The sequence below is a fragment of the Micromonospora sp. KC721 genome, from assembly GCF_004348355.1.
Taxonomy (GTDB): domain Bacteria; phylum Actinomycetota; class Actinomycetes; order Mycobacteriales; family Micromonosporaceae; genus Micromonospora.
In genome coordinates this window covers 14,495-28,069 of sequence record NZ_SMJY01000061.1, presented here as the reverse complement: position 1 = coordinate 28,069, position 13,575 = coordinate 14,495, and the positions used below count along the sequence as shown (strand labels likewise).

Sequence of the window (13,575 nt, the reverse complement as noted above, 5' to 3'; positions counted from 1 at the left end):
CCGCCTAACCCACCCACCAACCCCTCTTGATCATGAAGTAGGCGGCCCATAAGAAGATCCACCTGGTCGCAAACTTCATGATCACCCAGGCACGAGGCGGGGTGGGCGGTGGGCGGCACGGAGTGGGCGATACCGATTGGGTGATCGGGAGGAGGGTTTGCTACTCTTTCCCGGTCGCTGAGCCCCCGTAGCTCAGGGGATAGAGCACCGCCCTCCGGAGGCGGGGGCGCAGGTTCGAATCCTGCCGGGGGCACCAGAGCCGAAGATCACGGGAAAGGCCGCTGACCAGAGAGATCGGGTCAGCGGCCTTTCCCGTGCGGTCGGCCACGGCTGGTCGACCGGGTTCCGCCCCGGATCGGTCGCAGCACCCGACCGACGACGGCATCCATCGGGACGTGGCTGTACTGGCGGGAGTCGCTGCTGCCGTCAGTGTCGTCACCGAGAAGGTGGTGGCCGGGAGCGCTTCCGCTGATGCGGGCCGTCTCCGGGCTCTCCGCCGAGGAGCGTGGCCCCGGGCCGCCGGCACCGCTGGGTCAGTCACGGCCTTCTCCAACGACCGTGCTCGTCGCGCTCACTCTCGCACAGCGCATCACCGCGAACCGCCCCATCTGGGCGGTTGGGGCAGCACGTCAGCCAGGCTCGTCGCGGTTGCCGTGGGGGCGGTGGCGTCATTTTCAGCACCAGGGCCTCCGGTTGATGGCGGAAGGCCCTGGTGCTGGAGTGCCGGTGGTGACCTCTGTCAGGTGCCCGCGAGCGCGGGTGCCGAGTCGGGCCTGCCCGCTGGAGGCTGGGCGTCGTCGCGGTGCTTGAACAGTTTGCTGGGCCACCACATCCATCGGCCCACGTCCAGGGCCAGCGCGGTGACCAGGACCGAGCGGACGATCATGGTGTCCAGCAGCACACCGAACGCCACCGCGAACCCGAGTTGCGCCGCGAACACCAGTGGCAGCGCGCCCAGCGCCGCGAAGGTCCCGGCCAGCACCAGACCCGCCGAAGTGATCACGCCCCCGGTGGCGGACAGCCCCGTCAGCGCGCCGCGTCGGGTGCCGTGCAGCATCGCCTCCTCACGTACCCGGGTGACCAGGAAGATGTTGTAGTCGATGCCCAGGGCGACCAGGAACACGAACACCAGGAGCGGGAAGTTCGCGTCCGCTCCGGCGAAGTCGAACACGTGGTTGAACACCAGGGCGCTCACGCCGAGGGCCGCTCCGAAAGACAGCACCACCGTCGCCATGAGCAGCAGTGGCGCGACGATCGCCCGCAGCAGCAACGCGAGGATTGCGAACACCACGACGAGCACGATAGGGATAATCACCTTGGCGTCGCGGGCAGCCGCCTGCTGGATGTCGAGTGCTATCGCCGTGTTGCCGCCGAGCAGGGCCTCCGCACCCTCGATCCGGTGGATCGCGGCTCTGGCCTGCTCGACGGTGCGCATCGCGGCCCTGCTGCCGGGCGGGGCGTCAAGCGTTCCGACGACGAGTCCCTCACCCTCCCTGATCATCGGTGCCGCGACGTCGGCGATGCCTGGGACGCCGGACAGCACAGTCTTGACCTGCTCCGCCGAGGCGGCCTTCGCCACCACATAGACCGGGTCGCCTGACCCGGCCGGGAAGTGCCTGGCCTGGATCTCCTCACCGACGACCGCCTGCGTCTCGGTGGTGAACTGGCCCTTGCTGGGGATCCCGTCGGCCTTGAGCCCCGCCACCCCGAGCCCCATGACGCCGAGGACGAGCGCGGTGCCGACCCACACGATCCTCGGCCGGCGGGAGACAGCGACGCCGACCCGGGTCCAGATGCTCGCCCCGGTCGCCCCGGCCGATCCGTACGACGGCTTCACCGGCCAGAAGATCCACCGTCCGCAGATGACCAGCAGGGCCGGCATCAGGGTGAGCATGGCCAGCAGCCCGACGAGGATGCCGATGGCACTGGCCGGCCCGAGTCCCTTGGTGGAGTTGAGCGTGGCGAGCATCAGCACCAGCAGGCTCACCGCGACGGTCGCGGCGCTGGCGATGATCGCGGGACCAGAGCGGCGCAGGGCCTCCGCCATGGCTTCGTGCCGGTCCTCGTGCCGCCGCAACTCCTCCCGGTATCGCGAGATGAGCAACAGCGCGTAGTCGGTGGCCGCGCCGAACACCAGCACGGTCAGAATGAAGCTGGTCTGCGTGTTGACGGTGAGCCCCGCGTTCTTCGCCAGCAGGTAGATCACCGCTTCGGCCGTGACAAGAGCGCCGCCCGCGGCCAGTAGCGGCACCAGGGGCAGCAGTGGGCTGCGGTAGGTCAACAGCAGGATGGCGACGACCACCAACGCGGTGATCGTCTCCACGAGACCTCCTCCGCCGAAGGACTTCACCGAGTCGGACGCGTACCCGGCCGGTCCGGTGACGTGGAACCCGAGCCCATTGGCGTTCTGCTCACCGACCCTGGTCATCGCGTCGATGACCTTGCGGGCTCCGTCCCAGCCTTCCTTACCGTCGTGAACCTGGACCACGGTCTGAATGGCCTTGCCGTCCTGGGACTTCGATGGGCCCTGTGGTTGCCCCACGACGTTCGTGATGCCCTTGAATGCCTCGGCGTCGGCCCGAGCTTTGGTCATGTCGGCGGGGGTGACGCCCCCTGGCCGGTCGTAGATCACAATGGCGGGCAGGGTCTCGGCGGGCTGGAACTTCCCGGCCTGCTCGACGACCTTGGTCGACTCCGCGTTGCCGGGCAGCCAGGCCGCGTTGTCGTTCTTCTCGACGTCGCCGAGCTTGCCGGCCAGCATCAGCGCCGGGACCAGCAGGGCAATCCAGAGGGCCACGATGACCCACTTCGCCACCCTGCCGGCGGGCAGGGTCATTACTTGTCGCATCATCGGGATTCCTTGCTGCCGATCAAGGTCATGTGGCCGACGCTAGGGTCTCGATGAGTTAACCTCAAATGCAACTTTCGCACAGGAAGGATGCATGTGACGCAATCACGGCTGGATCTGAACCTGCTCACCGCGCTCGACGCGCTGCTCAGCGAGCGCAGCGTGGGGGGCGCCGCGCGCCGGATGCACCTCTCCGCGCCGGCGATGAGTCGCACGCTCGCACGCATCCGCAAGGCCACCGGCGACGCCATCCTGGTGCGCACCGGTCGCACCATGACGCCGACGCCACGGGCACTGGAGATTCAGGTCGCCACGCGCGAACTCATCGAGCGCGCCGAGGCGATCTTCACGCCGCCGGGCATGCCGGACCTGCCCCGGCTGACCCGCACCTTCTCGATCGTGGCCGCCGACCTGGCCGCCGTGGTCGGCGCGCGGTTGCTGGACCGGATCCGCAGCGAGGCGCCCGGTGTGAGGCTGCGGCTTCTCGGCGAGAGCACGACCGAGGCTGGCCGTCTGCGGGACCGCGACGTCGATCTGGAAATCGGTGTCATCAGCGGCGCGCCGCCGGATGTCCAGGTGCAGCCACTGGCGGAGTACGGGATGGCGTTGGCGGTGCGGGAAGGGCATCCCCTCACCCGCGGTCGCCTTACCGCGGCCCGGCTGGCCGCCGCCGACCACATCAGCGCGTCCCGCCAGGGCCTGGCCACCGGCCCGCTGGACACCGCACTCGCCGCGCATGGCCTGCGCCGCGCGGTGATCGCGGTCGTCCCGTCGCACACCGAGGCGCTGCTGATGGTTGCGCGCAGCGACCTGGTGGGGCTGTTACCGGTACGGCGAGGCGAGCACGCGTCATGGGTACCCGGCGTGCGGGTGCTCGCCCTGCCCTTCGCGCTGCCCACGATGGAGGTGTCGCTGGCGTGGCACCGCCGGCACGACACCGACGGCGCGCACGAGTGGCTCCGCCGCTGCGTGACTGATGTCATCACCTCCCCATGACCAAGGCATCCCGGTCGTCGCCAAAACTCGTCTTGATCACGGGAAGCTCAGGTGCGGCAGCGCGGCAGGGGAAAGTCGTCGCGGTCGTACGGGCGCTCGACGGTCGGTGCCTGTGCCAGATGCTGGGTAGCACCTCTACCGACTGGACGGTCGGTCACGGTGGCGGCCTCCCGGCCGGAGAGCCGGGCGGGCCGCCACCGGCTCGGCTCAGGCCACGCCGATCGAGGTCTCGCCGCAGCACGTCTCGTTGCCCCAGTACTGGTAGACCAGGATCTCGACCTTCCGTCCGTCCGGCACGTTCTGCGATCCGTACTTGCAGCCGTCCGAGGAGTTCGAGTCGGTGACCGTGAACTCGTTCTCCCAGAACCCGCCCGAGGAGTTGTACGAGTAGACGACGCCCCGGATGCCCCGACCGTCGGCGCTCATGTCGCAGACCTTGAGGCTGTCCCCGTCGTGGTACCAGACGGCCTGCCCCCGGGCGGTTCCGCCGTAGTACGTCCAGGCCATCGCGTTCTCACCGGCCATGGCCGGCGACGCGGCAACCGTGACCGAGGTGACCACGGCAAGCAGTGTCGCGGCGATGAGGGACGTGATCCGACGCAGCATTCAGGTGTCCTTTCTGGATGAATTGCCACCTCACTCTACTGACGGCAGGATAACCACCCGGCACCGCCACCCAAATGGTCCACAATAGGGACGGTTTTCCATCTAGCTCGGCCAACCACCACACGAGACGCAGATCGCGCGGCTACGGCCGGTTGCGGCGCATCGCTACCGCGCGATCACGGTTGGCCAGCGGAACACGTCCGGACTGGGCGACATGCCGGCAGCGTGGCGAGCGACGGCGAGGATCCGGTCCCGTTACGTCGCGCAGATGGCGTGCACCCGGGCGGTCCAGTTACCGGTGTACCGGGTCAGGTCCTCGCGGGCCTCCAGCCGCACGTGCTCCAGTGGCTGTGACGGGTACAGCGCGGTGATGGCGGCCTCGCCCAGCGGCGGCGCCAGGCTCGCCCCCAGGCCGTGCACCCTCGTGCCGGTCGGGCAGCTCACGCCGACCGTCTTGTCCGCCGAGTCGCTGGGTGAGGTGGCCGAAACCAGGGCGAGCCCGGGAATCGGGTCGGCGCACACCGCGTGGGCCTTGACTCCCCACCGGACCGGCGAGTCCGTCTCGGTCTCGAAGGCCGTCACCCGGACGCTGGTGAGAGTCGTGACCGGGAGGACGTCGTCGAGCACCGCGAACCCGAACGCGGGCGTCACCTCGCCGCCGACACCGATCACCCGCTTCCCGGCGGGGCAGGACACGCTGACACCATAGGTGCTCTCGAAGCCCGTGGCGGAGACAGCCGACACGTACTCCAGGCCGGCCGGGGCGTGCCCGCAGATGCCGTACGCGACCAGGAACCACTCGCCCCGGAACCCGGTGCCGTCGGCGCGGGTCGTCGCCGAGGCGTTCACCTCGAAGTAGTCACCGGTGGGGGTGCTGACCGGAATCATCGTGTCGATGACGACCTCCCGGCCGGCACCGCCGACGTAGCCACCGCCACCGAGGATCCGCCGACCCGGCGGGCAGTGCACGACCTGCGTCCTGCCGAGGCGGGTGTCGATCGGGCTCGTCGCGGTGACGAACACCATCGACGGTACCGCCGCCGCCGGAGCCGCGGGGCTCACCGCCACGCCGCTCGCCAGCGCCACCGACACGCCGACGCTCACCAGCCGACGTCCGACTCTGTTCACCATGGTTCCCCCTCGCGTACCGACCCGGCGCCGGTCATGGTGGCCGATGTCGGCAAGCGGGGGGCCTTGCGCGGCCGGTGGAAAATGTGCCCACCACAGAGGGCCGGGGTGCGCGTGCCACGCGGCGGCGAGGGGGAGAGCGATGGTCACAGGTCAGGGCCGGACAACCCGGATTCGTCTCGCGGCGCTGGTCGCGTCGCCCGTGCTCGCCGCCGGTCTGCTCGCCGTACCCCCGGCGGCGCACGCCGCCGCAGTGCAGCAGAGCTACGCGTACGTGCACGCTGACCAGCCGTTCACGCTCGCGTACACCCCGTCTGCGGCGCGCAACCAGAACACGTCTCGGAGCCCGAACAAGGTCGCCCGCATCGATGTCGGGAGATATCAGGTATGGCTGCCCGACGTCGCCACGAAGCTCGGGTCCAGCCTCGGGGTCGCGCACGTGACCGCGTACGGCGACGCGGCTTCGTACTGCTCGGTGGAGAACCTGGACCGCTACGGGTACGTGTCCCCGGTCACCGGTGAGGTCTTCGTCTTCGGCATCACCGTCTGGGTGCGCTGCTTCGACACCTCCGGCGCCCCCGCCGACTCGGAGTTCACCGCCAGTTGGGCCAGCGCGTCCGGAATTGCCGGCGGACACAGCGACTTCGCCTACCTGACCACCAGGATCGCCGACCGCGACCACGACCTGCCGGCCGAGACGCAGTTCAACTCCGCCGGGCAGGCCAACAAGGTCAGACGTGTCGGCACCGGTCGCTACACCGTCTACCTCCATGGCCTCGGCAGCAGGCAGCTCCCACCGGATGCCAACCGGGGCCACGTCCAGGTGACCGCCCGCGACGACCGGGGCCGTCGTTGCAAGGTGCTGACGTTCGGGGTGAACGACGAGAACACGCAGGTCGAGGTGGCCTGTCACAACGCGGCGGGCGAGCGGAGCGACTCCCGGTTCAGCATCACGTACTCTCGGGACACCAGCCTTGTCTGGACGCCCTGGGGTGCGTACACCCGGGTTTCCGGTGGCGCGGTGTATCCGCAGTGGACGTACCCGGCCGGCTCCACCGGTGTGACGCGGGGCACCGGCCGGGACGAGGGCTTGTTCTGGGTGCAGACCCCGATGGACGGCTTCATGGCGCGCGGCAACGTCCAGGTGACCGCCGAAGGTACGGGCGCGCACCACTGCAAGGTGGCCAGGTGGAGCCCGGAAAGGGGCATCTGGGTGCGGTGCTTCACCACCAGGGGCGACGCGCTCCGCAACCCATTCCTCGTCTCGTTCGCCCTCTGACAGTGAGGATGTAGGAGCGGGTCACCCGGCCGGTCTGACTCACCCTCTGACCGTTACTGCCCCTGTCGCCCCCGGGTGGTCCGTGTCGCCGCCGGGGTGACGGACGGTCGCCGGCCCGGCGACGTGGCTCCGTCCGCGAGGCGTTGCGCGACCCGCATACCTAGAACTACTATGCATTGCAGTTCTAGGGATAGGTGGGTCAGATGCACATCACCAAAGACCTCGTCGCCGCCTCGGCCACGCCACTCGTGCTGGGGATCCTCGCCGAGGGCGAAAGCTACGGCTACGCGATTCTCAAGCAGGTCAACGACCTGTCGGGCGGGCAACTGGAGTGGACCGACGGCCTGCTCTACCCGCTGCTGCACCGCCTGGAGCGGCTCGGGCACGTCGAGTCGGACTGGCAGACCCCACCCGGGGGTCGCCGCCGCAAGTACTACCGCATCACCGAGCAGGGCCGCGCCGAGCTGGCCGAGCAGCGCCGCCAGTGGGCCACCGTCGTCGACGCCCTGCGCGGTGTCTGGAGCGCCACCCCGTCCATCACCCCGATCATGGCGCCGGCGTGGGAGGCGGGACGATGACCGTCGACAGCGAGCTGGAGGGCCAGATCGCCGAGTGGCGGGCCTACATGGACCGCCGCCGGGAACTGCACCGCACCGACGCGGATGAACTGGAAGACCACCTGCGCAGCCGGATCAACGAACTGACCGACGGGGGTCTGCGCACCGACGAGGCGTTCCTCATCGCCGTCAAGCGCATGGGCAGCCTCGACGACCTGTCCCGCGAGTTCGCCCGCGAACACTCCGAGCGGCTCTGGAAGCAACTCGTCCTGCCCGGAGAGCCGGACGCGCCCGCCGCCCGTACCCGCCGCGAACTGCCCGTCATGATCCTCTGCGCGGCGATCGCGGCGCTGGCCATCAAGGTGCCGGGCCTGTTCGGGCTCGACATGGACCACGACGGCAGCTTCTACGCGCGCAACATCAGCCTGTTCGCGCTGCCGGCGCTGGCCGCCTACTTCGCCTGGCAACGCCGGGTCGGGGTGCGCGTCATCGGGGTGCTCGCGGCGCTGTTCGTCCTCGGCGCGGTCGCGGTGAACGCGTACCCGCTGGCCGACGACTCGCAGAGCATTGTTCTCACGGCGATCCACCTGCCGATCGCGCTGTGGCTGGTCGTCGGCGTCGCCTACGCCGGCGGCGACTGGCGCTCGGACCGGCGGCGGATGGACTTCATCCGGTTCACCGGGGAGTGGCTGATCTACTTCGCCCTGCTCGCCCTGGGCGGCGGCGTGCTCACCGCCTTCACCATGGGCACGTTCCAGGCCATCGGCCTGGACGCCGAGGTGTTCGTCAGCCAGTGGCTGCTGCCGTGCGGGGCGATGGCGGCGGTCGTCGTGGCCGCCTGGCTGGTCGAGGCCAAGCAGAGCGTCATCGAGAACATGGCGCCCGTGTTGACCCGGGTCTTCACGCCGCTGTTCGCCGCCACCCTGCTGGCCTTCCTGGTCGCCTTCATCTGGACCAGCAACGGCATCGACGTCGAACGCGACGTGCTCATCCTGTTCGACCTGCTGCTGGTCATCGTCCTGGGCCTGCTGCTGTACGCCATCTCCGCCCGCGACCTCACGGCCCGGCCCGGCCTCTTCGACCGGCTGCAGCTCGTGCTCGTCGTCGCCGCGCTGGTCATCGACGTGCTCGTCCTGGTGGCGATCACCGGCCGGATCACCGAGTTCGGCTTCAGCCCCAACAAGACGGCCGCGCTGGGCGAGAACCTGATCCTGCTCACCAACCTGGCGTGGTCGGCATGGCTGTTCCTCGGCTTCACCCGGGGCCGCCTGCCCTTCGCCCGGCTGGAACGCTGGCAGACCCGCTACCTGGTCGTGTACGCCGCCTGGGCCTGGACCGTCGTCCTCGCCTTCCCGCTGGTGTTCAACTTCCGCTGAACCACGGTCACTTGACCGCCGCGGCCCGGGTCCGGCGACCCGGGCCGCAGCCCGTACCCCGGGTCAGCCGGCGGCCCGCCGGGCCCGGGCCCGGCGCTTCCCCTCGTGCATGGCCTGGACCCGGGCCACCGGGATGGTCCGCCCCTCGGCGACCAGGTCGGCGGGGAGCCGCTGCGGCGCCGGCATCGCCGCCGCCCACGGGTCACCGTCGGCGAGCAGCCCGGGGGCGGTCCGCACGGTGAAATCGGCCGGGGTAACCGCGTCCAGGTCGGCCCAGGCCACCGGGAAGGAGACCGGCAGGCCGGGTCGCACCCGAGGGCTGTACGCGGCGACCACGGTCGCGCCGTGGGCGCGGGTCGCGTCGACGAAGACCCGACCGCCCCGGTCCTCGCGGATGAAGGCGGTGGTGGCCAGCGCCGGATCGAGCCGCTCGGCGTGCACCGCCAGGGCACGGGTGGCGGCGGCCGCCTCCTCGGCGGTGGTCTCCTCCGCCAGTGGAACGAAGACGTGCAGGCCCTTGGACCCGCTGGTCTTCACCGCCCCGGCCAGACCCGCGTCGGCCAACGCCTGCCGGACCAGCTCGGCGGCCCCGACGACCAACCGGAACGCCTCGCCCTCCGGCGGGTCGAGGTCGAGCACCAGGTGGGTCGGACGCTCGGGCCGGGTGACGGTGGCCAGGGTGGGGTGGTACTCGACGGCCCGCTGGTTGGCGAACCAGAGCAGGGTGCGCCGGTCGTCGCAGAGGGCGTATGTCACCTGCCGGTGGGACGCCTCCGCCCAGAGGTCGGTGCGGCGTACCCATGGCGGGGTGTACTTCGGCAGGTTCTTCTGCATGAACGGGTCCTGGCCGCGCAGCAGCCGGACCACCGACAGGGGCCGGTCGGCCAGGCCGGGCAGGATCCGCTCGTGGACCGCGTCGAGGTAGTCGACGAGTTCCCGTTTCGTGACGTCACCACCGGCCAGCAGCGGCTGGTCCAGGTTTGTCAGTCCGACCCCGTCCCGGGTCTCCTCGGTGCCACCCATCCGCCCACCCTGGCCGGCGTACCCGCCCGCCGCAAGCCGACGCGGCGATCAGCTGGCGAACGGGTCGGTGCCGTCGCGCAGGGCGGTCAGCATCGCGCCGGCCCGGGCCCGGGTGGCGGCGTACACGCCGGCCCCGAGGCTGATCCGGGCCACGCCGAGCCGGGCCAGCTCGGCCACCGGCGGCGCGCCGGGTCGCAGCAGCGCGTTCACCGGGCCGCCGACCGCCGCGACGAACCGGCCGAGCACCGTCGGGTCGGTCAGGAAAATCGGGTAGACGCAGTCGGCGCCGGCCGCGAGGTAGCGGCGGGCCCGGAGTACCGCCTCGTCGAACCCGTCTTCCGGCCCGGCGCCGCGCAGGAAGACGTCGATGCGGGCGTTGAGCACCAGCTCCGGTCCGGCCGCCGCGCGGACGGCCGCGAGCAGGTCGGCCTGTTCCGTGACGTCGTGCAGTGCCCCGGTGCGCGGGTCGGAGTCCTCCAGGTTGAGGCCGGCCGCCCCGGTGGCCTGCAGCCGGTCGACCAGCTCGGTCGGCCGCAGCCCGTACCCCCGTTCCAGGTCGGCGGTGACCGGGACAGCGACGGCCGAGACCATCCGGGCCACGGCGGCGAGCATCTCCCCCACCGGTGTGGCCTCGCCGTCGCCGTGGCCGAGCGTCTCGGCCACGGCGGCGCTGCTGGTGGCGACGGCGGGAAAGCCGGCGGCGGCGACGGCCCGGGCGGATGCGGCGTCCCAGGCGTTCGGCAGGAGCAGTGGGTCACCCGGTCGGTGCAGGGCGCGCAGGGCGGCGGCGGGACTCGGCGGCATCCATGGATTCTCGGCCCGGCGGCTGCCGACCCGAACGGCCAATTCCGCTCCGGTGGACCGCCTTCGGCGGTGACTCAATGGTGAGACCACGCCCACCCGGCCAAACGGCGCCGGTTAGGGGCAGTGTGACGAACGCCACCTTGTTGACCGATCGGTCAGGCGCTGACCGATCGGTCAGGCATGCTGGAGCCATGGCACGCCACACGCCACAGACGCATGACGAGATCCTGGCCGCCGCCGCCCGGCGGTTCGCGGTGACCGGCTACCGGGGCACCTCCCTGCAGGACATCGCCCGCGAGGTCGGCTGCTCCAAGGCCACCGTGCTCTACCACTTCGCCGGCAAGGACGCCCTGCTCGCCGAACTGCTGACCCAGCCCCTGGCGGTACTGCGTGAGCTGGACGAACGGCTCGCCCCGCTGGGCGGCGCCGAGGCACGACGGATCGGCGCGGAGGGCTTCATCGACCTCGCGGTGCGCTTCCGCCGGGAGATCGCCCTGCTCCGCGGGGAGTTCCCCGAACTGCTGGCCCAGCCGACCTTCGCCCACGTCCAGGCGATGTCCGAACGGCTCATCGCCGCGCTCACCGGCCACACCGGCCGGCTGGCGGACCGGATCACGGCGCTGGTGCTGCTCGCCGGGATCTCCGAGGCGTGTGCCGAGTTCGCCGACGTTCCCGAAGACGAACTGCGCCCCGCCCTGCTGGCCGTCGCCCGCCGGGCGCTGGCCCCCCTCGACCCCGTTGACAACGATTGAGAACAGGAACCTGATGGCAACCCTGCTGTACCGGCTCGGCCGGGCCTCACTGCGCCGCCGGCGACTCGTCGCCGCCGTCTGGCTCGTCGTACTCGTCGGCCTCGGCCTCGCCGCGGCGACGCTGAAAGGCCCGATGGCGAGCAACTTCACCATGCCCGGCACCGAGTCGCAGCAGGCGCTCGACCTGCTCGCCGAGCGGTTCCCGGCGGCCAGCGGCGCCACCGGCACCATCGCGGTGCAGGCACCCGCCGCCGGCCAACTCGGCACGCCCGAGGGGCAGGGCGTGGTCAAGCAGATCGTCCAGGAGGCGTCCGCCCTGCCCGGCGTGGTCGGTGCCGTCGACCCGTTCCAGGTCCGGGCGCTCTCCCCCGACGGCCGGTACGCCCTGGTCCAGGTGCAGTTCGCCGAGGGCGTCGACGACATCACCGACGCCCAGCGCGACGCGTACGAGAAGATCGGCGCGCCGGCCGAGGCGCAGGGCTGGCAGGTTGCGCCCGGCGGTGAGGTGCTCAACACCGAGCCCGAGGTCGGCTCCACCGAGGCACTGGGCGTGCTGGTCGCCGCGATCGTCCTGGTCATCACCTTCGGCTCGCTGGTCGCCGCCGGGATGACCATGCTGAACGCGCTGATCGGCGTCGGCGTCGGCATGGCCGGCCTGTACGCGCTCAGCGGCGCCGCCGAGTTGACCAGCACCGCGCCGATCCTCGCCCTGATGCTCGGCCTCGCCGTCGGCATCGACTACTCGCTGTTCATCACCTCCCGGCACCGGCAGAACCTGCTCGACGGGTTGCCGCCGGAGGAGGCGGTCGGCCGGGCCGTGGGCACCGCCGGCTCCGCCGTGGTCTTCGCCGGCGCCACCGTGGTCATCGCGCTGGCCGGCCTGGCCGTGGTCGGCATCCCGTTCCTCACCGTGATGGGTCTGGCCGCCGCCGGGACGGTCACCGTGGCGGTGCTGGTGGCCATCACCCTCGCCCCGGCGCTGCTCGGTTTCGCCGGCCGTCGGGTGCTTCCCCGCCGGCTGCGCGAGCGCCACGCCACCCCGACGGCCGAGGACCGCACCGGATTCGGGTTCCGCTGGGCACACGGGGTGATGAGGCTGCGCGTCCCGGTCATCCTGGCCGGCGTGCTCGGCCTCGGGCTGCTCGCGCTGCCCGCGCAGGACATGCGGCTCGCGCTGCCCGACGCCGCCGCCGCGCCGCAGGGCAGCGCGGCCCGGCTCAACAACGACCTGATCCGGGCGGGCTTCGGCCCCGGCTTCACCGGCCGGCTCGCGGTTGTCGTCACCGCCGACTCGCCGCAGACCACCCAGGCCGCCGTCGGCCAGGTCACCGCGCTGATCCAGGGTACGGGGAACGTGCTGGCCGTGGCCCCGCCGCAGGTCGACCCGTCGGGGCGTACCGCGCTGCTCGGCGTGATCCCGAAGACCGGGCCGACCGATGCGGCCACCGAGACGTTGGTCCACGACATCAGGGCCAGGGTCGGCTCGATCGGCGGCGCGCAGGTGTTACTGACCGGCGCCACCGCGATCGGCATCGACGTGTCCGAGAAGCTCACCGACGCGCTGCCGGTCTACCTGCTGCTGGTGGTCGGCCTGTCGATCCTGCTGCTGATGCTGGTGTTCCGCTCGATCCTGGTGCCGGTCAAGGCGGCGGTGGGCTTCCTGTTCACCGTCGCCGCCACCTTCGGCATCACCGTCTGGGTGTTCCAGCAGGGCAACCTGGCCGGCCTGCTCGGCCTGGACGTCCCGGGCCCGCTGGTCAGTTTCCTGCCGATCCTGCTGATCGGCATCCTGTTCGGCCTGGCCATGGACTACCAGGTCTTCCTGGTCTCCCGGATGCGGGAGGACTTCGTGCACGGTGACACCGCCCGGCAGGCCACCATCAACGGGATGGGCCACGGTGCCCGGGTGGTCACCGCCGCCGCCCTGATCATGATCTCGGTCTTCGGCGGCTTCGTCTTCCTCGACGACGCGGTGATCAAGTCGATGGGCTTCGCGTTGGCGATCGGCGTCGCCATCGACGCGTTCGTGGTCCGGATGACCATCGTCCCGGCGGTGATGTCGCTGCTCGACACCGCCGCCTGGTGGCTCCCGCGCTGGCTGGACAGGATCCTGCCGAACGTCGACGTCGAGGGTGAGGGCCTGCGCGCCCACCTGGAGCGGCAGTCCTCCGCCGTCTGACGGTCACCGCGGCGAAGTCCCTGCCGC

11 protein-coding genes and 1 tRNA gene are annotated in these 13,575 nt (G+C 71.1%); 7 read left to right on the top strand and 5 right to left on the bottom strand.

Going from position 1 to position 13,575, the window contains the following annotated elements; genetic code table 11:
* Nucleotides 1–181: 181 nt before the first annotated feature.
* Nucleotides 182–256: transfer RNA gene (locus E1182_RS13355), tRNA-Arg, on the top strand.
* Between the two features lie 483 nt (nt 257–739).
* On the opposite strand, the gene E1182_RS13350 is transcribed toward E1182_RS13355, so the two are convergent.
* Nucleotides 740–2,851 (bottom strand): MMPL family transporter, encoded by a 2,112-nt coding sequence (locus E1182_RS13350; protein WP_132264681.1) that lies wholly within the window; start codon nt 2,849–2,851, stop codon nt 740–742.
* 93 nt (nt 2,852–2,944) lie between these two features.
* On the opposite strand from E1182_RS13350, the gene E1182_RS13345 reads away from it, so the two are divergent.
* Complete coding sequence (locus E1182_RS13345; RefSeq protein WP_243706201.1) at nt 2,945–3,844, top strand: LysR family transcriptional regulator; 900 nt, start codon at nt 2,945–2,947, stop codon at nt 3,842–3,844.
* A 207-nt stretch (nt 3,845–4,051) separates the two neighbouring features.
* Here E1182_RS13345 and E1182_RS13340 read toward each other — a convergent pair whose 3' ends face one another.
* Together E1182_RS13340 and E1182_RS13335 are read right to left on the bottom strand one after the other, a co-directional pair.
* Entirely contained in the window at nt 4,052–4,450 is a 399-nt protein-coding gene (locus E1182_RS13340; RefSeq protein ID WP_132264677.1) for a hypothetical protein, read from the bottom strand.
* 255 nt (nt 4,451–4,705) lie between these two features.
* Nucleotides 4,706–5,581, bottom strand: coding sequence for a hypothetical protein (locus E1182_RS13335; protein ID WP_132264675.1), 876 nt, complete (start codon nt 5,579–5,581; stop codon nt 4,706–4,708).
* Nucleotides 5,582–5,720: 139 nt separating this feature from the next.
* Here E1182_RS13335 and E1182_RS13330 point away from each other — a divergent pair, with 139 nt between their 5' ends.
* The 3 genes from E1182_RS13330 (at nt 5,721) to E1182_RS13320 (ending at nt 8,790) form a co-directional block, all read left to right on the top strand.
* Nucleotides 5,721–6,857 carry a hypothetical protein gene (locus E1182_RS13330; RefSeq protein ID WP_132264673.1) on the top strand — a complete coding sequence of 379 codons (1,137 nt, stop codon included), beginning with the start codon at nt 5,721–5,723 and terminating at the stop codon, nt 6,855–6,857.
* A gap of 203 nt (nt 6,858–7,060) precedes the next feature.
* Nucleotides 7,061–7,435 carry a PadR family transcriptional regulator gene (locus E1182_RS13325; RefSeq protein WP_132264670.1) on the top strand — a complete coding sequence of 125 codons (375 nt, stop codon included), beginning with the start codon at nt 7,061–7,063 and terminating at the stop codon, nt 7,433–7,435.
* Nucleotides 7,432–8,790 (top strand): permease prefix domain 1-containing protein, encoded by a 1,359-nt coding sequence (locus tag E1182_RS13320; RefSeq protein WP_132264668.1) that lies wholly within the window; start codon nt 7,432–7,434, stop codon nt 8,788–8,790. Before E1182_RS13325 ends, E1182_RS13320 begins: the two co-directional genes overlap by 4 nt.
* Nucleotides 8,791–8,853: 63 nt before the next feature.
* Here the strand turns inward: E1182_RS13320 and ligD are convergent, their stop codons facing one another.
* Together ligD and E1182_RS13310 are read right to left on the bottom strand one after the other, a co-directional pair.
* Nucleotides 8,854–9,813, bottom strand: coding sequence for a non-homologous end-joining DNA ligase (gene ligD / locus E1182_RS13315; RefSeq protein WP_132264665.1), 960 nt, complete (start codon nt 9,811–9,813; stop codon nt 8,854–8,856).
* 48 nt (nt 9,814–9,861) lie between these two features.
* A complete protein-coding gene (locus E1182_RS13310; RefSeq protein WP_132264663.1) occupies nt 9,862–10,617 on the bottom strand; it encodes an isocitrate lyase/phosphoenolpyruvate mutase family protein in 756 nt (251 codons plus the stop codon).
* Nucleotides 10,618–10,808: 191 nt separating this feature from the next.
* On the opposite strand from E1182_RS13310, the gene E1182_RS13305 reads away from it, so the two are divergent.
* Together E1182_RS13305 and E1182_RS13300 are read left to right on the top strand one after the other, a co-directional pair.
* The gene (locus E1182_RS13305; protein ID WP_132264660.1) at nt 10,809–11,369 is read left to right on the top strand and encodes a TetR/AcrR family transcriptional regulator; all 561 of its coding nucleotides are present in this window, start codon (nt 10,809–10,811) and stop codon (nt 11,367–11,369) included.
* Between the two features lie 13 nt (nt 11,370–11,382).
* The gene (locus tag E1182_RS13300; RefSeq protein WP_132264658.1) at nt 11,383–13,548 is read left to right on the top strand and encodes an MMPL family transporter; all 2,166 of its coding nucleotides are present in this window, start codon (nt 11,383–11,385) and stop codon (nt 13,546–13,548) included.
* Nucleotides 13,549–13,575 lie beyond the last annotated feature (27 nt).

Excerpts from the sequence above, each read along its gene's own strand:
- E1182_RS13330 (WP_132264673.1), top strand. The coding sequence starts at position 5,721 with ATGGTCACAGGTCAGGGCCGGACAACCCGGATTCGTCTCGCGGCGCTG.
- E1182_RS13325 (WP_132264670.1), top strand. The coding sequence starts at position 7,061 with ATGCACATCACCAAAGACCTCGTCGCCGCCTCGGCCACGCCACTCGTG.
- ligD (WP_132264665.1), bottom strand. The coding sequence starts at position 9,813 with ATGGGTGGCACCGAGGAGACCCGGGACGGGGTCGGACTGACAAACCTG.
- E1182_RS13350 (WP_132264681.1), bottom strand. The coding sequence starts at position 2,851 with ATGATGCGACAAGTAATGACCCTGCCCGCCGGCAGGGTGGCGAAGTGG.
- E1182_RS13340 (WP_132264677.1), bottom strand. The coding sequence starts at position 4,450 with ATGCTGCGTCGGATCACGTCCCTCATCGCCGCGACACTGCTTGCCGTG.
- E1182_RS13335 (WP_132264675.1), bottom strand. The coding sequence starts at position 5,581 with ATGGTGAACAGAGTCGGACGTCGGCTGGTGAGCGTCGGCGTGTCGGTG.
- E1182_RS13320 (WP_132264668.1), top strand. The coding sequence starts at position 7,432 with ATGACCGTCGACAGCGAGCTGGAGGGCCAGATCGCCGAGTGGCGGGCC.
- E1182_RS13300 (WP_132264658.1), top strand. The coding sequence starts at position 11,383 with ATGGCAACCCTGCTGTACCGGCTCGGCCGGGCCTCACTGCGCCGCCGG.
- E1182_RS13310 (WP_132264663.1), bottom strand. The coding sequence starts at position 10,617 with ATGCCGCCGAGTCCCGCCGCCGCCCTGCGCGCCCTGCACCGACCGGGT.
- E1182_RS13305 (WP_132264660.1), top strand. The coding sequence starts at position 10,809 with ATGGCACGCCACACGCCACAGACGCATGACGAGATCCTGGCCGCCGCC.